We start from the raw sequence: 22,834 nt of genomic DNA, 5'->3' as shown, positions 1-22,834 counted from the left end.
CGCCTATTGCGCCCTTATTATTCCTGGAATGCGAGCAATGCCTCAACGACTTTTTGCTGAGCTTCGGCAGTCAATTCCGGATACATAGGCAAGGATAATACTTCCGCCGCAGCCGCTTCCGAATGCGGGAACTGGCCTGCGGAATAGCCAAGGTCCTGGAACGCGGGCAGAAGATGGACCGGCGTCGGATAATGAATCCCCGTCTGCACGCCCTTCGACTCCATCCAACTTTGCAGAGCAGCGCGCTTTTTCGAGCGGATCGCATACACGTGATAGACGTGGCGGGCGTCGTTGCGCTCGTGCGGGGCGGTATAGGCGCTGCCTTGAAGCAGGTCGCGATAGCGAGCCGCTGCCGTACGGCGGTTTTCCGTCCAACCTTCGAGGTAACGAAGCTTAACCCTAAGGATGGCGCCTTGGATGCCCTCCATCCGGTAGTTGAAGCCTTTGAGCTCGTGCTGGTACTTCTTTTCGGCACCCCAGTCGCGCAGCATCCGAACGGTGCGCGCGTAATCGGCGTTCCCCGTGACAACCATTCCAGCTTCGCCATAGGCGCCGAGGTTCTTGCCCGGATAGAAGCTGAAGCAGGCAAGATCGCCAAGGCTACCGACGCGGCGGCCGTTGTATTCGGCACCATGCGCCTGCGCTGCATCTTCAATGACGACAAGGCCATGCTTCTTCGCAATGGCGTTGATCGGATCCATATCGGCCGGCTGACCGTAAAGATGAACCGGAATGATAGCTTTGGTTCGCGGCGTAATCGCTGCTTCCAAGCCTTCGGCTGACATCGTGTAGGTCTTGGGATCGATGTCAACGAACACGGTTTTGGCGCCGGCATAGTGGATCGCCGAGACGGTGGCCACGAACGTGAAAGGAACGGTGATGACCTCATCGCCGGGGCCGACACCCGCAGCCAGCAGCGCCAGATGAAGGGCGCTCGTACCGCTATTCACGCCCAATCCGATCGTATTTCCGGAGAAGGCGGCGAATTCGTTCTCCAGCGCCGCCACTTCCTTGCCAAGCGTGAATTGGCAGCTTTCGAGCACACCCTCGATCGCCGACATGATCTCGGGTTTAATGGAATGGTACTGCGTCTTCAGGTCTACGAAGGGGATCATTTAAGCCTACCGATGGATGTAAATTGTCTCGCCGCGGCCGCGCATGGAACTCGTCGCCGCCTCGATAAGGGACACGACGCGTTCGCCGGAAGGGCCATCTGAAATCGGCTGCTGCTGCTTTTCGATACAGTCGAGGAAGTGCTCTCCCTCGACGCTCAGCGCTTCCTTGCCATCGAGCTTCGGCGCCCACATGTCGCCCGTGCGATAACCTACGCGCATTTCGTGAATTTGCCCTGGATCGTCCGTGAAGCTCACGCCCTTGTCGTAGATCTTGACCTTCTCGCTGGGCTCGAGATCGTTGTAGGTGATCATCTTGCTGCTGCCGCCGATCAAGATCTGACGAACTTTTACGGGCGCCAACCAGCTTACATTCGCGTGGGCGATCATGCCGGAATTATAGAATAGCGTGACGTATGCAAGGTTTTCGGGCGAACCAGGGAAATGGTTGGAACCGGCTGCCGTAACCGCGATGGGCTTCTCGTCGAGCAAGTAATCGAGGATGGCAAAGTCGTGGGCTGCGAGATCGGAGATGACGTTCACGTCTCGCTGAAAGAGTCCGAGGTTCACCCGGATCGAGTCGTAATAGAAGAGATTTCCCATCTCTGGCGATCGCACGATCTCGGCAACCTTGCGGATCGACCCGGTGTAAACGAATGTGTGATCGACAAGCAGAACGAGGTTGCGCTTCGTAGCGACCTCAACCAGCTGCTTGGCCTGAAGCGACGTTTCCGTCATGGGCTTTGCAAGCCAAACATGCTTACCGGCCTTGAGTGCCGCCATCGCAATCGGGAAGTGCGTAGAAACCGGCGTCGCGATCACGATCGCATCGATCGCGGGGTCACGAAGCAATTCGTGGTAATCAGTCGTGGTCTTGATGCCAGGATAACGCGCGGAGACGAGCCCCAAGCGCTTATTGTCGAGATCCGAAACACCCACGAGCTTCGCTCGGGAAAGCTCCGCAAAATTTCGGACGAGATTGGGACCCCAATACCCATATCCGACAACGCCGATACCGATCATTTAAACGTTTACCCGCTACTTAATTCCGAATGTCTACTACAACGCGATCTCTATTACCGCTCCCCTATGACCTTTGCTCCCTGTCCAACGACGATAGCGCGATCGGGCACATCCTTCGTGACGACCGCGCCGGCGCCGACCAAAGCCCCGTAACCGATCGTTATCCCCGCTAAGATCGTTGCATTGCTGCCGATGCTCGCACCCTTCTTCACGAAGGTCTTTACAAGTGTCCAATCCGCTTCGCTTTGTGGGCTGCCGTCGGCGTTAGCCGCTCTCGGATAAAGGTCATTGGTAAACATAACGCCATGGCCGATGAAAACTTCGTCCTCTATTTCGACGCCTTCGCAAATGAAGCTGTGCGAGGAAATCTTGCAGCGCTCACCGACGAAGGCATTCTTTTGGATCTCGACGAACGATCCAATTCTCGTGCCAGCGCCTATGGTGCACCCATAGAGATTGACTTGATCCGGGTGAAATATTTTTACGCCTTCACCCAGCTTAACGGATTGATCGATCGGCATCCTGATCCCTCAAGGTATGAAGAGCCAACAGTTCGCCACCGCACCGACCTCTCATCGATTGCAGCGCCGAGAACCCATACCTTTCAGGACTTAAGAAACACACCGGGCTGTTCGTCCCACTTCCGCAAAATTCTTGCTCAATCATGAGTGGGGACGACTTATCGCTAAATTAGAATTTAAGTTTGCACTGTAATTGTTTTCTTTGCGGCGAGCTGAAACTAATTCGAAACACGACCGAATTCAATTCGTCACGACAGCCTTTAGCGTTAGCATGGTATACATAGTGCATCTGGCCATATGCGTTCGCGGCAAGATTTCGGTGTTCAGGAGTTCCTCGGGTGAAATTTGACGATTTACGCAACGTTCAGGCCATGAATACCCAGGAAGAAGACGTTCGCCGCCACGACGAGCTGCTTTCCTTCTCCGACGTCGTTTCGTTTTTCAAACATTTTTGGCCGTTTATCGCAAGCACGGCGGCTGTCTGTACAATATTGGGATTGCTATACGTCTTAACGGCCACGCCCAGCTATACCGCTGTCGCCGAGTTGCTGATCGAAACGAACCAGCAGGCGACACCGACAATTACGACGCCGGAAGCCGTGGTCAGCCTTGATACACCGCAGATTGAGAGCGAAATCGTGCTCCTCAATTCTGAACAGATCGTTTCGCGCGCCGCCAAGATCCTGGAAACCGAAGGAGGCGGTGCGGTCTCTGCGGCCAAGCCGGCGGCCGGTGCCTCCGCCCCCGCCGAACAGAGCTGGCTGTCGCGCCTATTTTTCGGCCCACCCCCAGCCAAAACAGCAGACAACGAGAACAAGCGCCTGCAAGCCCTCGTTAGCCAGATCCAGGGGGATCTCAGCGTCAAACGGGTCGGGCTGTCCTACGTGCTCGAACTGTCGTACCGGGACATCGACCCGAAGCGCGCTGCGGAAGTCGTGAATGCCTTGGGCGATGCCTACGTTCAGGACAAAATCGAAGGCCGGGCGACGGCTGCCCGTCGCAGCGGCATGTGGCTCGAGGCCCGGATCGAAGAAATCCGCCGCTTGATGAACGAAGCGGCGCTCGACGTACAGGAATTCAAGGCGCGGCGGGACTACCGGCTCGCCGACCGTCCGGCTCCCAGCAATCGTGACCTGGGACTGGATTTCCTGCCGAAGTCCAGCAATCAACCCGACGCAGCGGTGACCTCTCCGGATGGGCCGGCCAAACCCGACGCAACGGCGCCGGTGACGCCCGATACCACGACCGCCAAGCCTGAGGCCAAGGATAGCGGCCGGTCGACCGGAGCGCAGGAGGCGCCAACCCTCGAAGAATTGGATTCGCGAGCTCTGACCTACCGCAAGATTTACGAAAGCTATCTGCAGGCCTACACCGATACGGTTCAGCGGCAATCGTTTCCCGGAACTGCATCCCGCGTCATCTCGCGCGCGGAGCCACCGAAGCGTCAAAGCAGCCCGAAGCGTGGATTGACGCTGCTCGGGTCCCTTGTCCTCGGGAGCCTCCTCGGCTTTGGTATTTCTCTGATCAGGACTGCGTTCGACGAAACGGTCCGGTCCTCCAATCAACTCATGAGGCAGATCGGGGCGCCGCTCCTCGGCGAAATTGACAACACGAGCTGGATGGCGCGCCTGCCAATTATCGGCAGAGGTTTCCGGCGACATGGCAGGCGAACTGAAGACGCCTTCCTTGTGCTGAGGCGACCGCATTCGCTTGCGGCACGACAACTCGTCAAGTCGGCAGCGTCCATCAATGACGCGGCACACGCATCGGGCACCAACGTCATCGGCATCATGGGCATTTCCCGGGACGTCGATGCGTCGGCCGTGTGCAGCAACATCGCGCTTCTCAACGCTCGCGCGGGGAAGAGGACGCTGCTGATCGAGACTGAACCAGGACGGGCCAATCTCACGGCGGCTTACGCACCCCAGCTGAGTTTCGATCTCAAGGATGTCGTCGCCGGAGGCATCAATCCGGAAAATGCGGTTGTGGCGTTCGGAAAAGATCCGTTGCTGTCACTGCTTCTGATCGGCAGCAGCGAGAAGCCCGAGTTCTGGAGCAACGAACATCTGGAGAAGCTGCGGCAGGTGATCAGCGGCTTGCGCGCGCAGTACGATACCATCTTCGTTCATCTGCCGCCGTTCTCGAATGCCGATATGGCGCTGCGGGCTGCGGATGGTTTGGTGATTGTAGGAGAAATGTGGCGCACAAAGGTATCTTCTCTCGAAGAAGTGGCGTCACGCATGCGCATCGGCGATCACGCGCTCCTGGGCGTCGTTGTCGCCAACCTTGCCTAAATCATTCGGAGCAGCGCGGGACTAGCGGGCCCGCGCGATCTGGCGATGACTAACTGCAGAGGTGGAGCGCGCGTTAGCTCCGCCGCATGCGATCGTTTACCCCATCGACCTTCACACCTGCAACGGCCGCTGCAATCACGCTGAGCAGCAGTTGGAATTCGGTATTCCAGAAGATCGGATACTCGCTCATGCAGAGGCCTGCGACGAGTGAGAGATAGGCCACCGGCCAGGCGGCGATGACCGTCTGTTCCTTGCCGAAATTGCGCAGCGACCGATAGAAGACTTGTATGTAGCCCGCCATGAAGAGAACGAGGCCGATGATGCCGACGTCGACGAGACGGTCGAGGTAGTTGTTATGAAACGACACCAGCGCCTGGCCCGTCAAAATCCAAATCGAGGGAGCCTCGGTCTGATCTGAGTTCCAGAAAGCCGCGTATCCAACACCAAGCCAGGGACGCGCGTTGAACGAGCGAATGGCCGCATCCCAGAGGATCGTACGGCCGGTGAGCGTTGAATCCTTGCCAAGCTCGTTCAGGACGAATTCCACGGGGTCGAAGCCGGCGATCGCAATAGCTGCGACGATGACGCTGACCGATACGATCCCCATGCCGAAGATCAGCATGCTTTGCCGCCGGTTTCCAACCGCGGCCCAACAGCACGCGAGGACCGCCGTAATGAGAAACGTCATCAGGATGCCCGTGCTCGAACCGGAGAAGACGACGTTGATCAGGGACACAACAATGCCGATTGCGGCAAGCGGGCGGTACCAACCGGATGCAAAGAGAACCATGCCGCCAAGGAAGAGCAGATTGGCGTGCATTGAGAAGTTGTTCTTGTGAAGATAGAGACCGCGCGTCTCCAGACCGCCGGCAACGTTCACCTCGCGCAGCATCAGGGCAACAATCGGAGACAGGATCTGTATGAACAAGCTGAAGCAGAACGTCAGGATTATGATCTTCTTCAGTCCGAGACGCTCGTAGAAATAGAACCCGACGATCACGCCCAGAACGATCGAAATACCTGAAAATGCCGTGAACCCTGGCATCACCGACCAGAAGGCCGAGCAGGTTGCGAACAATGGTCCGAGGAAGAAAACAGCGTTGTTGCGAATGAGTGTCAGGTAGAGGCTCGGCTGGCGCGCAAACGCCATTGCGACCCATGCGTAAGCAATGATCCAGAAGATCTGGTTGGTGGCCGGTACGAAATTGATGCCGATCCGGGCGATGCTGATCAAGAAGAAGATGTAGAATACGGCGATCAAGTGCTCGCTAGAAATCGTGTATCCGCCAAGGCCCCGAGGAGGAACGGCGGCACGATATTCGTGAGGGACCGGAGATAAGGCTGGCATCGTCTCTGCTATTGGTTCTCTTGCTTCCTACGCATGCCATCAAGCACCGATGGATAGTAGCGCCCGATCGTTAACATCCGTGAACTTCTGATCCGATCTGCATTGTTGTACACATCGAGATACTCGCACGCATCGTGACACACCCCTTCGTCGATTTCGCCCTTGTCGGGATACTGCGGTGATTATTAATCTTTTCCGAGCACATAATCCGGCGCCCTTCGACGGCAGCCATTCGTGACATCTTTGCGCCGACGATGGATCCCAAGACGCACGTGCCACCTTCAATGCGGACCCACAGGATCGAGCCCATAGATGGGCTGCGCCTTGTCGCCATACTCGTGGTGGCCGTCTGGCACGCGACGGTCCGGGCAACGCGTTTCGGCGCACTGCAAAATCTAAGCGATCAGAAAGCAGCGCTTCTGGCATCGGTGCCGCACGGCGAAGTTGGCGTTGTGCTGTTCTTCATAATCAGCGGCTTCGTCATCGCCCTTCCCTACTTTTCGGAGCGGCCGCCATCCCTTTCCTCGTTCTACCTCGGCCGCGCCATCCGGATTTTTCCTCCCTACGCGATCGCGCTGCTCCTCTGCCTCGTCGCGGTGAGCATCGTACCGCCGACCAAAGCGGCAACGTTCGCTGCGGGGTCGGGCGTGCCGTTGACCGATAGCTTTTTTGCCAGCCTCGCCTTCGTGCACGGTATCATCTTCGACATGCCGTCGCGGCTCAATCCGCCGGCATGGTCGTTGGAAGTCGAGGTGCAATTCTACCTTGTCGTGCCGTTCTTGATGGCCTTGCTGTTTTGGCCCACAAGCGCCGGGGGGCGGATCGTCATAGCCGCGCTCGCGATCATCGCATTCTTTCTAGCCGCCCTCTGGGTACTCCACGTCTATGGCGAGTTTGCTCGCTATCGCTGGACGTTCTTTCGCTATGGCGCTTATTTCGTGATGGGCATCCTGCTTTGTGGGCTGATGGCACGCGGCGCATTCGTGCAGAAGTCTTGGGTCTTCGATGCCGCATTTGTCTTCGCGCTTGCGGGACTGCTTTATTGCGCGACGATCCGGGACCCATCTTACGGCGTCTTCGTTGGAACGCGGATCCTGGCGGAAGACGCGGCGCGGGACGCAGGCTTTCTCGTTTTTGGCGCGACTATGCTCATCGGAGCGTTGAAAGGCTCGATCATACCGCGCCTTCTCAGCGGCTCAGCGGCGTCACTCGGCGCAAAATCGTATTCGATCTACCTGGTTCATGTCCCCGTCATGCAGGCGACGGCAGAGATCATTTCGCACCTCATCGGACACATCCCACTCTGGGCCACGGTGCCATTCGTCGTCGTGCTGATTGCGGTCAGCTTCGCTGCCGGCGTCGTCTTCTGGCACTTGATCGAGCGACCGTGCATCCGGTTGGCGAAAGCGGCTCGATCACGTCTTTCGCGGCCCTATCGTGCCGCTTACGTCAACGGAAGTTAGAAACGGACTAGGCGGGCTGCGCTAGCGCGTCTTCCAGACGTCGGAGAGTGCTTTCCTGGCAGCGCTCGACTTGGCGTCGAGAATTGAGCGCGCAACAAAGGGAAGGCTCGCTGGCGCCTTAGCGGCCTCACGTATGAAGCCATAGAGGCCGTCTCGGCGCTTGGCATCGAGCATCTTTCGGAAGGCAAGGTTGTTTCTCGTGAAGTCCATCACCTGACGGAAGGCGGCTTGCGTCGCCGGGGTCGGCATTTTCTCGTGCAGCTCTCCAAGTGCGACCGAGAGGGCTTCGACATCATCCGTGCGATGCAGGGAACTCAGCGAATCGCGCCGTTCGATCGCGAAATAACCGCACGCAGCTACGACCCGGAACATGGCGCCCTGGAGAAGGCACTCGATGTAAAGAACGAAATCCTCACCGAGGCGCAGGCGTTCGTCGTAACGCAGGCGATGCGCTTCCAGGAACGATCGCCTAATAATGGGCTTCAGGAAGCCGAACTCGCGTCGATAGCGATCCTTGCGCGGGACATTGGCCGCGATGAAGCGATTGAGATCAAGCTTGAGGGGCGTTTGCGTTCCATCCTCCAGCAGGCGGTCGTAGACCGCGGCCGGATCTTCTTCCGAGGCGAAATAAAGGTCGTCGGCGACAAGGTCCCAATTGTCGGAACCAGCAGCCTCGAACAAGGATTCCAAGCGCCGCGGAGCCATGTAGTCGTCCGCGTCCAAGATGCAGATGAACGGCGAGGCTGACGCCGCGATGGCGATGTTGCGAGCGCGTGAAGGGCCGACGTTGTCATTGAGGCGGATGATCTTCAGCCGACCCGATCCATCATCCTCGGAGGCCGCGACATCTGAAGTGAAATCGGTCGAAGCATCGTCGATGAACACGACCTCGCGGACCACGTCCTGACGGAGCGCCGATGATACGGCACGCGCGGCAGTCTTTGCCGCGTTTCTTGCCGTAATCACCACTGCGGTCGATCGATCTTTGGTCATGTTCGGAGATGGTAGCTGCTGGTTCTCTTAAATTTCGGAACCGCGCGTCCGGCGCGTCAGGTGCGAGATGATGCGAGCGATTTCAGTTTTCATCGGATGCCCCGTCCAATGAATTGCGATCAGCCATACGCCGGCGGCAAGAACGGCTGCCACCAAGCCCTCAGGAATCGTCAGCAAATCCGGCGAGCCGACAATCATCACGGCCGCAATCGCCGGAAGAGCGCTGATTGCGGTAACGATAGCGCTTTTTCGCATCGAGCGAAAAAAGCCCGGCCACGTGAACTTAGTCCGCCAACGCACGAAGTAAATCGATACCGCAGCGGCATAGGCATTGGTCAAGAAAGAACTCCAAGCCACTGCTTCAAGCCCGTAGATCGAGGCTGCGATCTGGATCGTGACGACGATGGGCACCGTCAGTACGGCGATCAGAGCTGTGTCGCGAACCGCACCGACGGCGACGAGCACCGGGCGCGCTAGATTGATGGGAAAGAGAACGATTAGCGAGATGGCGATGATCTGGACGAGCGGCACCGTCTGCGTCCATTGCGATCCCAGTAGAATGGCGACGAGTGGCTTCGCCAGGAGCGCGATGCACACAAGCGCCGGCCAGAGGATCGCCGTCACATATTCAACGCTCATCAGGAAGCTTTGGCCGAGATTTTGCCCCTCTCGCGCGTGCTTGGAAAACGCCGGCTGCAGCACGGGAAAGAGACCGGCGAGTGCCGTTCGTTCGGGCAAGCGGCTGACTGTCAGCGCGCGCTGGTAGATGCCGAGCGCTTCGATTCCAAGCGTCTTGCCGAACGCGAGAAACGGCAGAGAATCGCCAAGATGATTCAGAATGCCCCTGGAGCTGTCGAAAATGCCGTAGCCGAAAACACGCCGCCACTCAGTAAGCTCGATGCGATAGATCGGGAACTTCGGGCCCCAGGCTACGCAGAAGCCAAAATAGACGACGCTCGAAATCAGCTGCGCCCAGGCGAAGGACATATAACTGAAGCCCTTCAGCACGAGCGTGATCGTCAACAGCGAATTCAGGATCGTCGTGGTCAGGCTGAGAACCGTCAGCTTGCCGAATTGCATGTTGCGGCTGAGCAGACCGTAGACCGGCGATGAAAACGAGCTCAGCAGCAGGCACCAAGCGGAGACGTGAAGATACTGCTTCAGGCCGGGCACGCCATAGAAGTTCGCGATGGGTCCTGAGAGCAGAAACAGGATCAGGAAGAGCGGCAGCGCCAACAGCAAGGTGAACGTGAAGACCGTCTGGACGCGGCGCGGCGTGGCATCATCGACCTGGACGATATAGGTGACGCCACCAAACTCCTTGAAGATGTCGATTATCCCGAAGATGGCGAGGCCGACAATGGCGACACCAAAATCGGCAGGTGTCAGCAGGCGGGCCGTGACGAATGTCGTCGCCAGCCCCATCGCCAGGACGCCATATCGCTCGATGCTCGAGAGCACCAGTCCCCTGCGAACGCTCACATTCAAGATCCTGATCTGGCGCGAAGGCGGCACGCTTGTCGGGCGGAGGTCTCCGCATTGCAGCGAAGATAATCCAACGTCGTTTCAAACTTCTTAGCGGGCATTTCGGAAGCTGGCATTGACAAAAAAGGGGTGGCCCAGGCTGTCGCGAGCCAAGTGCCTTGCGCGCCGAACTGAAGACGAAAACGTTAGCGATCGATTAATTCGGCTTACTGATGATTTTATAAAAAAAATGCGGCGCTTCGTTGAAGCGCCGCGTTTTATTCAGTCCATTTGCGGACAATCAGGGCTGAGTAAGCTCGGCTTTGATGGGCTCGAGCGAGGCGTGGTCAGGAGCCGGGAGGCTGCGAGTCGGAGCCGGATCCGCGATCGGGGTCGGCTGCGCAGCCGGGGGCATCTGCGAACGCAGCATTGCATCGAGCGCCTGTCCATCGGTGGTGGCCGGCATCGTCATATCGACTTTGACGGTATCGCCGGGCTGCAGCAACGTGTTCTCGTTTGCTTCGATCTCAACCACACCGCCGCGCGTCTGACGCGAAATGACGTAGTGAATCTTAGGCGTATCGTCGTGCTCGCCAGCCGAACCGCCGGTAGACGAAACGAGACGGAGCGGCGAGGCCACTGCTTGCGACTTGGTTTCGGCAAGCAAGCGCTGATTGACGTTGATCTCCTGGGAGATCTGCTGCAACCGTGCTTCCGTGGTCTGCAACTCGACCGTTACGTCGTTGTCGCGCTTGTTCTGATACTCGATGCGCGAGATCTTGGTGCGGCTGACTTCCTGCTGAGCGCGCGTGCGATCGCTTTCAATCCGCAGCTTGCCGCTCTCGAGTTCAGCCAGATTGCGCTGGAGTCCGAGGAGGCGCGGCTGCGTCGCGAGACCTTTATCGCTCAGCTGCTTCAAACCCGAGAGCTCGGAGCGCATCAGCTCGATCTGCTTATCTTGAGACTGGATCTGCTTGTCGAGCGTAGCAACTTCCTGCTCGAGCGCCGTCTGGAGCTGATCGAGAGCCATCAGCTGGGTCTCGTTGGCGCGGCGACGGAGATCGAACACGTTTTGCTCTTTCGACATCACCGAGGAGGTGAACTCGATGGCCTGGGGCGCGCTGACGTTCGACAGATCTGCCGGGAATGCGATCCTGTCCGACCCGCTCAATTCAGCGTCAAGGCGGGCCTTGTGAGCCAACAAACGTTCACGCTCTTGCGCCAGGCCCTGGTATGTGCCGACCGTCGAGATGAACTCGCGCTCAAGACGCAGACCGCTCAGTGCCGAGTTGCGGAACACGCCGCCGCCAAGGCTCACGCCCTGCAGCACGTTCATGCCCGCGGTAAAGGGATATTCACCCGACTTCTCAACCGCGCCGGTGACGTAGATCGGACGGAAGTCAGTCACTTCGACCGTGGTGTCGGGCTGGGTGGCCAAGCTCAGACGGCGCATCAGCTGACGAGAGATGATGGTGCCGAGTTCTTCGGTCGTATAACCCTCGGCCGGGATCACGCCGACGAGCGGCATCGAGATCTTACCGGCGGGGTCAACCGTGTAGATTTGGTTGAGCGCAGTCCAGCTGTAGACTTCGTCGCGCGACGGGCGCCATTCGAAGACCTGGACGCGAACGCGATCGCGGACATTCAGGCGGTAATCGGCCAACGACTTCGAGCCTGCGCCATTCGGGCGGACGATACCGGCTTCCGGCTGCGGGTCAGCGTAAACGATGGTACCGAGCGGGAAGGTCAATCCGGCCAGAATTAAACCGACGACGGCCCATTCCGTAACGGAGAGGCTGCGGCGGCTACCGTGGCCCGGGCGAGAAACATTCAGACGCTCCCGGAGACGGGAGACGAGGCCTGGTGCCGTACGCGTCCCGCGCTGGAACGCATATGACGACGAATAGCCGAAGCGACGTTTCATGGCCTTCACTTTCTCCGCATTCGATCCCAAATTCTCATCTCGTCCCATTTTAGCCTGCCCTGCCGGTCCCAAATCGGGACGCAAATACGGGGCTAACCTGCGATCGAGAGTGAGACGGCGTAAAATCGGTAAAGCGCAATTTGCGCTCGCCAAACCTTCTCTGGGCATCTAACTCTAGCATGTCACAGGATATTCCCTAGCGATCCAAACGGTCAGGAGCCATCGGTATAGGCTTCCGGTTTCGACCCTACGAAAGGCGTAGGGTTGGTATTAGAAGCATCTGGTCTGACCTTCTCCAAACTGACGCAAACCACGTGCCAACCTCAGGCGCTCCTGTTCCTGAGCCGGAGAAATCGCGTGGCGCCCGTTCGGCAGGCGCGATCGAGAAAGCCCAGGGCCCAGCTCATGTGCATGGTTACCGCCGCCGGCCCCATCCAGAGGAGATTGGGCTCGCCCTGACGGACCGCGAGCAGCGCTCCCCACAGAACGCAGGCCACGACGTAGGCGGTAGGCAAAAGAAGAGAAAACCAGCCTGTCAGGGGCCAGCTGAAGATCGAGGCGAGGCAGCCCAACAGCAGCAACACCGGGAGGATCTGACGGAGCTTCGGCCGCATCCCGTGTTTCAGCAGGGTGTTTGCCCGTCCCCAGCCGTGGCGAAAATACTGCCTGGCAAGCGCGGGAAGGGAGGATCGGGGATAGTAGTCGATGCTCAGGTTGCCATCGAGAAAGATACGGCCGCCCGCGCCAATCAACCGAGCATCGAATTCGGCATCTTCGTTGTAAGGCGCGCTTTCGTCGTAGCCGCCGAGCGAACGGAAGGTGCCGAGATCGAAAGCGGCATGGTGGCCGTGATCGACGAAGCCGGACCGGCTGGCTCGGCGATGCGCCGATCCGCCGTTTCCGAGACGGCTGTTCTGGGTAGCCGCGATCGCGTTCTGCAATGGCGTCCGGCCGATGGCGCGCATTGATACGACAACGGATGAACTTTGCTCGCGAATGAGCGTTTCGACACATTTTTCCACGAAACGAGGCGGGTAGACGGCGTGGCAATCGGCACGCACCAGGACGGTGGTGCGCGGATCACAGGTCTCTGCTGCTATGTTCACGGCGGCTGATTGAATGCGGCGCGGATTGTGCACGAGACGGATGCGGGGATTCGCGGCCGACAGCTTCGCCACGATCTCGGGCGTTCCATCGCTGCTGCCGCCATCGAGCACGAGGAGCTCGTAGTCAATGGCGCTCTCGTCCGGCAGCAGGGACGCCACAGCTTCGGCGATGTAGCCAGCCTCATTGAGCGCTGGCATCACGATCGTCGCAAATTGTGAACCCGGGACGCGCACGGTCGCCAGCATCTTTCTCATTCACCACCAACGCGCTTGCCGCGTCACGCCCCGACCGCGCTCGGCTTCCAAAACATCTGCACGAAGCCGATATTTTGTCTGCCCATCGAAAGAGCTAAGCGTCATCGAGAATTGGGGGCTACCAAGCGGTATTAGAGATAAATTCGGGGTTTATCCGCGGCGCCCGCCATCGGCGAGATTATGCGAAGGGTTAAGCGAAGATTCCATCGGGTCCCAAAAAGCGACGACGGTTTGGCGCGGCGTTCAGGAACCGGCGCGGCGCAGGACGAGCCCGCCCGGATGACGCTCGATGGTAAGCGGGACGTTGGACGTGTTGGTGAGGTGGAACTCGTTCAAGACATCTTGCGTGTTGGCATTGACAACCCAGTCGCGATCGCCGTGGCGAACATAGTGTTCTGCCCAACCGTAGACCGGGCATTGAATGTCGGCGACATCGCGCGTGGGCTCTTTGTCGGCGTCCGAAAAGCTCAACCTGTTCTTCAACAAATAGTCGAACCCTGACAGCCGCGCCGGGTAATCTGGAGCCGTGAGCGAGCCACCCGTCAGCACGCGTACGTTGCCTTCCTTGCAGGAGCTGATCAAAGGTTCGACGACGTCGATGCCGCGCCAGTCCCATCGCGAACCGAAATGCCACCAAGCCGACGGCGGTCCGGTGACGATCGGCGCCAGCAGAAACGCGCCGCCAAGAGCAGCTGCCGCATAGGTTGTACGGCCAGCATTTTCGGCGAACACGGCCGCCAGATGCTCCCGCAGAAGAAACAAAGTGAGGATCATCAAGGCGGGTATGCCGATGAGGAAATAGCGGTCCTGCAGGATGACGATGCGGAGGGAAAGGATGAACGGTACGGCAAAGAAGATCGCGCCTGTCACGATGACGGCGGTCGCGAGAGCCCGCGTGGCGCGAGGCAAAAGCGATATCGCGACGAACAACGCGCCGAGCGGCGCGGCCCAGGTAAAGCCGACGGAGAACTGCTTGACCCCCCATAATGTGGACGTGATCAACTCGCGGTCCAGAACGAGCCAGAAGCCTTTCGTAACCGTCGATGAAAACATCGGGTAGGCGAACGCGATCCAGATAGCGAACGAGACGACTGCGCTGCCGCCCATGACGAAACCGAACTTGATGAAGTCATTCCGCTTGGCGATGAAGAGACCGACCACGATCATGGCAGCGCCAAGAGCGCCGCAAAACAAGGCCGCGAACACATGCAGCCACGAACTCAGCGCGCCCAAAATGGCGGCGAGCACGATATCGCGAGACGTGACCTCCTGCTCATCGATGCAGGAAGCCACCAGAAACGCGGCATTCAGTGTCAGCAGCATCGAGAAGAAGTAAACGCGGCCTTCGATTGCGAAGGATAATGCTGGTGCGGTGATCAGGAAGAATGTTGCGGCGAGAAATCCCATTTCGAGATTTCGCTTTTTCCAGCTGATCCAAAGCAGAAGGCCCAGGAAAGCTACGCAGCCGATACCGTTGAGCCAGAGAATGGCCGCCTTCTCGTTCGGCGTCAGCACCTGGGAAAGATAGATTAGCGCGAAGTAAGTGGGCGCATTCGTGTCAGGGAGCATGCGCTCGTAGAAGACTTTTGAAAAAGGCAAGCGCGGATCGCCTGCCCACAGCGCAAAGTATTCATCCAACCAAAGATGGGCACGAACGAAAGCGCTCCATTCGAAAATCACGAAGAAGACGAGAGCTGCGAGAAATAGAACTGCGGAAATCTTCAGGCCGTTGCGCTGAACCGTTCGTGCCATCGATGCAAAAAAGGTCGGCTCCCGAGCGGCCTGATTTGCGAACATCACTTTCTCCAGGTGAAGATCGAGCTGGCGGCGTAGTTCCAAACCGCGCCCACCAGGATTCCCGAGATGCCCGAGAGCCACCAGGAGAAGTGCTCGTTAAAGAGCACCGCCGCGATGCCAACATTCGATACCGCGCCGAGTGAGCACACCGCGTAGAAGCTCAGAAGACCCAAGATCAGCTCGCGAGGAGTCTTCAGGCGCTTGTCGCGATACGTGAGGGCGTTGTTGGCGAAGAAGTTGGCCGTCATGGCGACCATTGCGGCGACCAGCTGACTTTGTACGAAGGGCACGTCGAAACCGCGATTGAGCATCGCGAGAACCAACATGTGGGCGATGACACCGAGGCCGCCGACCGCCATGAACATGACGAAGCGAACCGGGATCGCGCGCCCGATGGTCTTGTCCAGCAGCAGCATGATGTATTCCCATGCCACCGCTGAATCGAGCTTGCTCTCCCCGTGCACGCGATTTCGGAACACGTAAGGTATCTCGACAATCTTCAGCGGCTTTGGTGCCGAGACGAGGATGTCGAGAAGAATTTTGTAGCCCATCACCGAAAGGCGGCGCACCGAGCCATTGAAGGCCTCCCTTCGCAGCATGAAGAATCCGCTCATGGGGTCGGTCGAGCGGACATGCAGGAGCACTTGCGCAATCTTTGTTGCCGACTGGCTGATCGTCGCCCGCGTGGCGTTCCAGCCATCGATGCCACCTTCCAGCAGATAGCGCGAGCCGATGACGACATCGCAATCGGACGTCCGAAGCGCCTCGATCATTGGCAGCAAACAATTCTCGTCGTGCTGAAGGTCGGCGTCCATCACGGCCACATACGGCGCGCTGGTCGACAGGATGCCTTCGATAACTGCGGAGGAAAGTCCGCGCCGGCCGATGCGATGCAGGAAGCGGACGCGTGGATTGGATTGCGCCAAACTGAACAGCGTTGAGGTTGAACCGTCGGTGGAGTCGTCATCAACGAATACGACCTCCCAATCGTAGCCCGTCAGCAATTCTTCCAGGCGGCGAACCAGTTCGCGGAGGTTTTCGGTTTCGTTAAACGTCGGAACGACGATGGAAAGAAGGGGTGGCCGAACGGATTGAACGGAGGCGGTACTCGGCCTTTCTGATGTCGTCACCCCGATATCCTGCATAACAGCTCCTGAATTGCTGCCGTTCGCATCAACGCGCCACGCGGCCGGATCTTGTGATGATCCAAGATTTTATAACGATTTCCGTGACCAACCGCGACGTTCACAAATTCGGTACGCCTCTAGAAACTCCCCCATAAGGCGTAACACTTGGGGAACACGCCCGCGTGGCATTTCCTACGAGACATAGCTATCGCGTTTATACAGACCACGCATCATCCTGCTTGAAAATAAGGTAAGTGGGCGCACGCCAGGAAGATGTTGTGACAGACGCCGGAGGCGCTCCTTGCGCGCCTTATGGACTTCCCATGAGGACAGCGAGCCTGATCTCACGCGATATCGCAGATAGACCACAGGCAGCCGCGCCGTTTTCTTGCGGCGGCTTTGATCTCTAAACCAGACCCAATCTTCGACATTGTTGCCGAGCGAGGTGTCGAAGGGTTGCTCCAAAAGAAGCGCGCGTTTCACCAGCCACGACGACGGAAGCGCGTATTCCTTGCATAAACCGTAGGCAAACGCGCGGCCGGAGCTATCGATCATCACGTGATCGCAACCGATAACTGGAGCCTTCGTTCTTTCGGCATGAGAAAGCTGTGCGGCGAGCTTATCTGTTGACGACCATTCGTCGTCGCCATCGAGGAAGGCGATCCACTCGGTTCGAGCCATCTTTACGCCGATGTTGCGAAGTTTCCCCAGCGGCGTGAGCGGCATCAACACAATCTTGACCTGAGGGAAGGCAGTCTGGATGTCTGTTGCCCATTCGCTGCCATGCCGCAGAAAGATCAGAATGTCGGAAGCAACGGTTTGATCCAGGACGGACTGGATCGCCAGCGGCACGAAATCCCGCTCCTGATCCGTCATCGCGGTCATGATCGTCGTGACTTTGATTGAGCCGGCGGTATCCACGAAGGTCTCAACCTTCAATGCTCGTCGATCACGCGCTTGACGTAATCGGCGTAGGGCCCTTTGCCAAGTTGTTCAAGCCATGGCCTCAGTTCCGCAGGCGTTACGTAGCCCATGCGTAGCGCGATCTCCTCGGGGCATGAGATCTTCAGCCCCTGCCGCCGCTCGATCGTGGCGATGTAGTCGCCCGCATCCATGAGGCTCTCGAACGTGCCCGTGTCCAGCCACGCGAAGCCTCTGCCCATCTTCTCAACGTGCATGGCGCCAAGCGACAGGTACATCTCGTTGAGCGTGGTGATCTCGAGTTCGCCACGTGCGGACGGCGTTACCTTTGACGCGAGTTCGACGACGCGCTGATCGTAGAAATAGATGCCGGTCACAGCCCAGCGCGATTTCGGATCCTTGGGCTTTTCGACGATCGCTTGCGCTTTGCCGGACGCGTCGAAACTTACGACGCCGTAACGGCCGGGATCGGCGACTTCGTATGCGAAGATGGTCGCACCATCGTCACGGCTCGCGGCGTTGCGGAGCATTTCCCAGAGACCGTGCCCGTAGAAGATGTTGTCGCCGAGCACGAGAGCGCAGCGGTCATCGCCGATGAAGTCGCGGCCAATGACGAATGCCTGCGCGAGCCCTTCTGGCTTTGGTTGGACCGCGTACGTCAATCTCAGGCCAAACTGTTCGCCGGAGCCGAGCAGAGATTGAAACAGATGCTGATCGTGCGGCGTCGTTATGATCAGAATATCCTGAATGCCCGCGAGCATCAGCGTCGAGAGCGGATAGTAGATCATCGGCTTGTCGTAGACGGGAAGCAGCTGCTTCGAGATGGCAAGCGTCAGCGGATATAGGCGCGTACCGCTGCCGCCCGCGAGGATGATGCCCTTCAATGCGCTCATGTGGATCTGCCAAATGCCTCCTGCGGCTGGATCATATCTTCGCGTGTGGGCCCGATCAGCTGATCGAGGCACTCCGATAAAGCATTGGGCCACGGTCGCAGGTGAATGCCGAAGACTCCGGTGATCTTGTCGGTCGCGAGAGCGGAATAGCCGGGCCGGCTTGCTCTCGTCGGATAATCCTTGGTGCCGATGGCGCGGACGTTTGCTCGGGGTGCGCCACGACGATGGGCAGCGCCGATGATTGCCTCAGCGAAGCCGCGCCAGGTGGTCGTGCCCGCGTTGACAACGTGGAATATCCCAAACGCCTGACTATCGGGCGAGGAGTCGAGAAGCTTGGGAAGCATCCGAGCGATGGCGCGTGCCAGATCGAGCGCCGAGGTTGGATTGCCGAACTGATCGTCGACGACGTTGAGTTCAGAACGCTCGCTGTTCAGCCGCAACATCGTCTTGACGAAGTTGGCGCCATAGGGGCTGAACACCCAGGAAGTGCGCAGGATCAAATGCTTGGGATTGGCTGCAGCAACGGCCAGCTCGCCTGCACGTTTGCTGCTGCCGTAAACTCCCAATGGCGCGGTCGGATCGGACTCGACGTAGGGCGAGTCCTTCTTGCCGTCGAAAACGTAGTCGGTCGAAACGTGAACAATCGACGCGCCGATCTCAGCCGCAGCTTCTGCTGCAGCTTTTGCGCCGGCTTCATTTATCGCGAAGGCCGCTTCGGCGTCGTCCTCGGCGCGATCGACAGCCGTGTAGGCCGCCGCGTTGATAACCACGGCGGGCCGAGCAGCAATAATAGCCGTTTTCGCGGTCGGCGGATCGGAGAGGTCAATCTCAGGGCGGCCGAGCGCGATGAACTGCTGAGCGGACGCGGTGAAGACATCATGAAGAGCCCGGGCGAGCTGACCGTTCCTACCGATGATGAGAATTGTCCCGCGCTCAGCCGTCACGCAGACGTCTCCACGAGTGTCTTGCCGGAAGCTGAATCGGCTTCGAGCAATCCGAGCCGATCCCCGGAGTAGACCTTCTCGCGCAGCGGACGCCACCACCAAGCATTATTCAAGTACCATTCGACCGTTGTCGAGAGGCCGGTATCGAACGTCTTCTCTGCGCGCCAGCCGAGTTCCGTTTCTATCTTGGTCGGATCGATCGCATAGCGACGATCATGCCCTGGGCGATCGGGAACGAAGGTGATCAGGTTGCGGCGCGGCGTACCATCGGGCTGAAAGCCGTCGAGAAGATCGCATATGCGCTCGACGACCGTCAGGTTCTCCATCGGCGCGCGGCCACCGACGTTGTAGGTCTCTCCGACACGCCCGCGCTCGAGCACTGTCGTCAGCGCCTTGACGTGATCCTCGACGAATAGCCAGTCGCGCACATTGCGGCCGTCACCGTAGACGGGCAGCGGCTTGCGTTCCATCGCGTTGAGCAACACGAGCGGAATGAGCTTCTCGGGGAAATGATAAGGGCCGTAGTTGTTCGAGCAGTTCGTAACGAGCACGGGCAACCCGTACGTCTCGTGCCAGGCGCTGACGAGATGATCGGACGACGCTTTGCTGGCCGAATAGGGAGAGCGCGGATCGTAGGCCGTCGCTTCGGTGAAGAAGCCATCCTCGCCGAGACTGCCATAAACTTCGTCGGTCGAAACATGAAGGAAACGGAACGCGTCGCGCGCTTCAGGCGGCAGGACGGTCCAGTACGCCCTGCTTGCTTCGAGCAGAACGTGCGTACCCAGGACATTCGTCTTGATGAACTCGGCGGACGACGAGATCGAGCGATCGACGTGGCTCTCGGCCGCAAGATGCATCACTGCATCGGGCTGGAACTCGAGAAACGCGCGATGCATCGCATCGGCATCGCAAATATCAGCTTGGAGGAAACGATAGTTGGATTTGTCGGCGACGGGCTTCAGCGAACTGAGGTTGGAGGCGTAGGTCAATTTGTCGATGTTGAGAACGTCCCAACCGCGCTCACCGACAAGATGCCGAACCAATGCCGAGCCGATGAACCCGGCTCCTCCGGTGACGATCACTCTCATGCGGGCCCCCGAATAGCAGCTCCGATCAAAAAACCGGCGCGAGATCTTTCAGCAAAGGGAGTTTCGCGTCCTTTTCCGATACGATCGCGTCTTCGTTTCCTACCGGCCAATCGATTTTCAAATCGGGATCGGACCATCGGATGCCCCCCTCGGCCTCCGGCGCATAATAGCTCGACACTTTGTAGACGACCTCGGTGTTGGGTGCCAGCGTACAGAAGCCGTGCGCGAAGCCCTCTGGAATATAGAGCTGACGGCCGTTTACCGCGGACATCTGCACAGCGACGTGTTGGCCGTAAGTCGGCGACGAGCGCCTCAAGTCAATGACAACGTCGAGAATGCTGCCGTGGCCGACGTGAACAAGCTTCGCCTGCGCGTACGGAGGAGCTTGAAAGTGAAAGCCCCGCACGGTGCCCGCGCGCTCGGACAATGAAAAATTATCCTGCACGAACGTTTCCTTGATCCCGAGGCTGGCGAGCTTCTCGGCGTTGAAGAGCTCCGTGAAGAAGCCGCGCGAATCAAAGAAGCGTTTGGGCGTGAAGAGAATCAGTTCGGGAAAAGGGAGTTCGATGATCTGCATGGATCGGGCAGCCGGATTCCTTCGCGACAACAGGGCTTGCGAATGAGCGTCGCGACCATGCTTGTGTTCTCGGAAAAGCGATAGAAAATTCGTGTGCTTTTTGATTGAGACCAGGGACGTGTTGCCTACCCGTCAATCAGGCGGGCGACGTGCGCGCCGATTGCCAAGGACGCGGTAAGGCCCGGACTCTCAATGCCGTAGAGGGCGATGAAGCCGGGGATGCCGTGATCTGCCGCGCCATGGATGGCAAAATCGGCCGGTGGTGTCCCCTCCGCATAGATCTTTGGACGAAGGCCCGTATACGCCGGAATCAATGCCGCTTCGGGGAGTGCGGGCCAATAGCGTTTGATCTCGCGCGCGAAAGACTTGCGTCTGCCATCTGCGTCGACGAACGCGTAATCGAGGTCGGACTGCCAGTGGATGTCGGGTCCGAACCGCGCGGCGCCTCCCATATCCAAAGTCAAATGCACGCCCAGCGCATCCGACGAAGGCATCGGATAGATTAGCCGTCTGAAGGGCGCCTTGCCGCTGAGGGCGAAATAGTGCCCCTTCGCCGGATGGAGAGACGGGACTCGATAACCTTCCTTGGAACTCCCGATCATATTGCCGACGCGAGAGGCTGCGAGGCCTGCGGCGTTGACCAGACGGGCGCACAACAATTCGGAGGTCTCGCCTCCGGACGCAATCGAGAGGCGGAAGCCGCCGCCCGGCAGCTCAGCGACGGCGATAAGTTCGGAGTTGTAGGCAATCTCGCCGCCGGCATTCAGCAATTGCGCTTCAAGTGCGGCCATGAACGCGTGACTATCTATGACGCCGGTCGACGGCGACAGGGTTGCGGCGACGCAACGAACATCGGGCTCGATTCGAGCGATCTCTTCGGAACTCAAGCGCACGAGATCGCCGACGCCGTTGCGAATAGCCCGTTTTTCGATGCGTTCAAGTTGCGGGAGTTCAGCATCCGCTGTCGCGACGAGGAGCTTGCCGCAACGATTGACGGGGACGTTGAACTTTTCGGCGAACGCATAGAGCCGTTCGCGACCTTCGACGCAGAGAGCCGCACGCAACGATCCCTCCGGGTAGTAGATGCCGGCGTGGATCACTTCCGAATTGCGTGATGAGGTTTCTGTTCCGAAGGTGTGATGGCGCTCGATGACCATCACGCCCGCGCGTGTGCGCGCAAGTTCGGATGCAATCGCCAAGCCGACAGCGCCTGCGCCGATGACAACTGTTTCGATGTCTGTCGTCATGCCGCCGAAGGCGCTCCGCGAATCCCGCCTGCAGTTTCGGGCTATCCGGCGTTGCTAGCGGAAGATTCCTCAAATCCGCAACCGCCGTTCTCGCGCAACTCGCTGGTAATGACGATCACGAGCTGAATGATGGCGCGCGTGCGATGCGTGACATTGCCGGGTGCAGTGCAGCTAGCCAAGAATGGCGGATTTTACGCAAATCGTTGGCTTGGCCCACGATTGGCCTTGCGCAGCGCAGCAACGAATCTTTGTTTCGCATGACGAAAAAATATTGACGAGCGACCCGCTCCCTGCGTCACTTATGTCGCAGGGAGCAACGTTCCAGTCGCCGTGCCCGGGGAGCGAGGGCGCAAAGGCATTTGCGGTCGGGTGCTCACGTCGAGAGCCCATCGCACCTGTCCCCAGTCCGACACTTCAATGCGGCGATCAAGGGAGAAGAAGATGCAGAAAGTTTATACCGATCCACGCATCGCCTCGAAGTTTGCCGGCGACCGCATGTGGTCGCTCGCCGCGATCGTGGTGCTTTGGCTGCTTTACGCCTTCGTTTTCTATGAAGTGAAAGATTATGCCGGATCGTCAGAGGTCATCTGGGCTCTGATGATATCGGGTGGGCTCGTCATACTTTTCAATACCGCAGCGATCTTCGCGATGCTCTTTCACCTCAGTGAAGAGCGGGACGAAATTTATGGTCTCGACTTGCATTATCTCGACCTCAAGAAGCAGTAAAAAAATCATAT

19 protein-coding genes are annotated in these 22,834 nt (G+C 58.6%); 3 read left to right on the top strand and 16 right to left on the bottom strand.

From position 1 onward, the window contains the following. Positions 1 to 17 precede the first annotated feature (17 nt). The 3 genes from EKK30_RS14250 to EKK30_RS14240 are packed head-to-tail and all read right to left on the bottom strand — an operon-like array spanning position 18 to position 2,656. A complete protein-coding gene (locus EKK30_RS14250) occupies positions 18 to 1,115 on the bottom strand; it encodes a DegT/DnrJ/EryC1/StrS aminotransferase family protein (protein ID WP_290986135.1) in 1,098 nt (365 codons plus the stop codon). Between the two features lie 6 nt (positions 1,116 to 1,121). Further along, the gene (locus EKK30_RS14245; protein WP_290986134.1) at positions 1,122 to 2,135 is read right to left on the bottom strand and encodes a Gfo/Idh/MocA family oxidoreductase; all 1,014 of its coding nucleotides are present in this window, start codon (positions 2,133 to 2,135) and stop codon (positions 1,122 to 1,124) included. A gap of 53 nt (positions 2,136 to 2,188) precedes the next feature. Continuing rightward, the gene (locus EKK30_RS14240; protein ID WP_290986133.1) at positions 2,189 to 2,656 is read right to left on the bottom strand and encodes an acyltransferase; all 468 of its coding nucleotides are present in this window, start codon (positions 2,654 to 2,656) and stop codon (positions 2,189 to 2,191) included. 338 nt (positions 2,657 to 2,994) lie between these two features. Between EKK30_RS14240 and EKK30_RS14235 the strand changes: the two genes are divergently transcribed. Beyond that, complete coding sequence (locus EKK30_RS14235) at positions 2,995 to 4,950, top strand: Wzz/FepE/Etk N-terminal domain-containing protein (protein WP_290986132.1); 1,956 nt, start codon at positions 2,995 to 2,997, stop codon at positions 4,948 to 4,950. Between the two features lie 73 nt (positions 4,951 to 5,023). On the opposite strand, the gene EKK30_RS14230 is transcribed toward EKK30_RS14235, so the two are convergent. Beyond that, positions 5,024 to 6,298: an O-antigen ligase family protein gene (locus EKK30_RS14230; protein ID WP_290986131.1), complete on the bottom strand. Its 1,275-nt coding sequence runs from the start codon at positions 6,296 to 6,298 to the stop codon at positions 5,024 to 5,026. Between the two features lie 254 nt (positions 6,299 to 6,552). On the opposite strand from EKK30_RS14230, the gene EKK30_RS14225 reads away from it, so the two are divergent. Next, on the top strand, positions 6,553 to 7,761 hold the full coding sequence (locus EKK30_RS14225; RefSeq protein ID WP_290986130.1) for an acyltransferase: 1,209 nt from the start codon (positions 6,553 to 6,555) through the stop codon (positions 7,759 to 7,761). Between the two features lie 21 nt (positions 7,762 to 7,782). On the opposite strand, the gene EKK30_RS14220 is transcribed toward EKK30_RS14225, so the two are convergent. The 12 genes from EKK30_RS14220 to EKK30_RS14165 all read right to left on the bottom strand — a co-directional run bounded on the left by EKK30_RS14220 (position 7,783) and on the right by EKK30_RS14165 (position 22,097). Continuing rightward, positions 7,783 to 8,754 carry a glycosyltransferase family 2 protein gene (locus tag EKK30_RS14220; RefSeq protein WP_290986129.1) on the bottom strand — a complete coding sequence of 324 codons (972 nt, stop codon included), beginning with the start codon at positions 8,752 to 8,754 and terminating at the stop codon, positions 7,783 to 7,785. Positions 8,755 to 8,781: 27 nt separating this feature from the next. Continuing rightward, the gene (locus tag EKK30_RS14215; RefSeq protein WP_290986128.1) at positions 8,782 to 10,236 is read right to left on the bottom strand and encodes a lipopolysaccharide biosynthesis protein; all 1,455 of its coding nucleotides are present in this window, start codon (positions 10,234 to 10,236) and stop codon (positions 8,782 to 8,784) included. 283 nt (positions 10,237 to 10,519) lie between these two features. After that, positions 10,520 to 12,142 (bottom strand): polysaccharide biosynthesis/export family protein, encoded by a 1,623-nt coding sequence (locus tag EKK30_RS14210; protein ID WP_290986127.1) that lies wholly within the window; start codon positions 12,140 to 12,142, stop codon positions 10,520 to 10,522. A 323-nt stretch (positions 12,143 to 12,465) separates the two neighbouring features. Beyond that, complete coding sequence (locus tag EKK30_RS14205) at positions 12,466 to 13,503, bottom strand: glycosyltransferase family 2 protein (RefSeq protein ID WP_290986126.1); 1,038 nt, start codon at positions 13,501 to 13,503, stop codon at positions 12,466 to 12,468. A gap of 243 nt (positions 13,504 to 13,746) precedes the next feature. Beyond that, positions 13,747 to 15,300 (bottom strand): hypothetical protein, encoded by a 1,554-nt coding sequence (locus EKK30_RS14200; RefSeq protein WP_290986124.1) that lies wholly within the window; start codon positions 15,298 to 15,300, stop codon positions 13,747 to 13,749. Further along, on the bottom strand, positions 15,300 to 16,445 hold the full coding sequence (locus EKK30_RS14195; RefSeq protein WP_290986123.1) for a glycosyltransferase family 2 protein: 1,146 nt from the start codon (positions 16,443 to 16,445) through the stop codon (positions 15,300 to 15,302). Before EKK30_RS14195 ends, EKK30_RS14200 begins: the two co-directional genes overlap by 1 nt. Positions 16,446 to 16,619: 174 nt before the next feature. Then, complete coding sequence (locus EKK30_RS14190; protein WP_290986122.1) at positions 16,620 to 17,348, bottom strand: glycosyltransferase family A protein; 729 nt, start codon at positions 17,346 to 17,348, stop codon at positions 16,620 to 16,622. A 14-nt stretch (positions 17,349 to 17,362) separates the two neighbouring features. Beyond that, complete coding sequence (gene rfbA / locus EKK30_RS14185) at positions 17,363 to 18,232, bottom strand: glucose-1-phosphate thymidylyltransferase RfbA (RefSeq protein WP_366927355.1); 870 nt, start codon at positions 18,230 to 18,232, stop codon at positions 17,363 to 17,365. A 5-nt stretch (positions 18,233 to 18,237) separates the two neighbouring features. Further along, entirely contained in the window at positions 18,238 to 19,185 is a 948-nt protein-coding gene (gene rfbD, locus EKK30_RS14180; protein ID WP_290986120.1) for a dTDP-4-dehydrorhamnose reductase, read from the bottom strand. Beyond that, positions 19,182 to 20,273 carry a dTDP-glucose 4,6-dehydratase gene (rfbB, locus tag EKK30_RS14175; RefSeq protein WP_290986119.1) on the bottom strand — a complete coding sequence of 364 codons (1,092 nt, stop codon included), beginning with the start codon at positions 20,271 to 20,273 and terminating at the stop codon, positions 19,182 to 19,184. The genes rfbD and rfbB overlap by 4 nt, the downstream gene beginning before the upstream one ends. 25 nt (positions 20,274 to 20,298) lie before the next feature. Further along, complete coding sequence (gene rfbC / locus EKK30_RS14170) at positions 20,299 to 20,850, bottom strand: dTDP-4-dehydrorhamnose 3,5-epimerase (protein WP_290986118.1); 552 nt, start codon at positions 20,848 to 20,850, stop codon at positions 20,299 to 20,301. 125 nt (positions 20,851 to 20,975) lie between these two features. Beyond that, positions 20,976 to 22,097, bottom strand: coding sequence for an NAD(P)/FAD-dependent oxidoreductase (locus tag EKK30_RS14165; RefSeq protein ID WP_290986117.1), 1,122 nt, complete (start codon positions 22,095 to 22,097; stop codon positions 20,976 to 20,978). A 441-nt stretch (positions 22,098 to 22,538) separates the two neighbouring features. Between EKK30_RS14165 and EKK30_RS14160 the strand changes: the two genes are divergently transcribed. After that, positions 22,539 to 22,823, top strand: coding sequence for a hypothetical protein (locus tag EKK30_RS14160; protein WP_290986116.1), 285 nt, complete (start codon positions 22,539 to 22,541; stop codon positions 22,821 to 22,823). Positions 22,824 to 22,834 lie beyond the last annotated feature (11 nt).

This window comes from Hyphomicrobium sp. (assembly GCF_003987855.1).
Taxonomy (GTDB): Bacteria; Pseudomonadota; Alphaproteobacteria; order Rhizobiales; family Hyphomicrobiaceae; genus Hyphomicrobium_B.
Note: the sequence above shows the minus strand (reverse complement) of the source record. Positions and strands in the feature narration are given on the sequence as shown.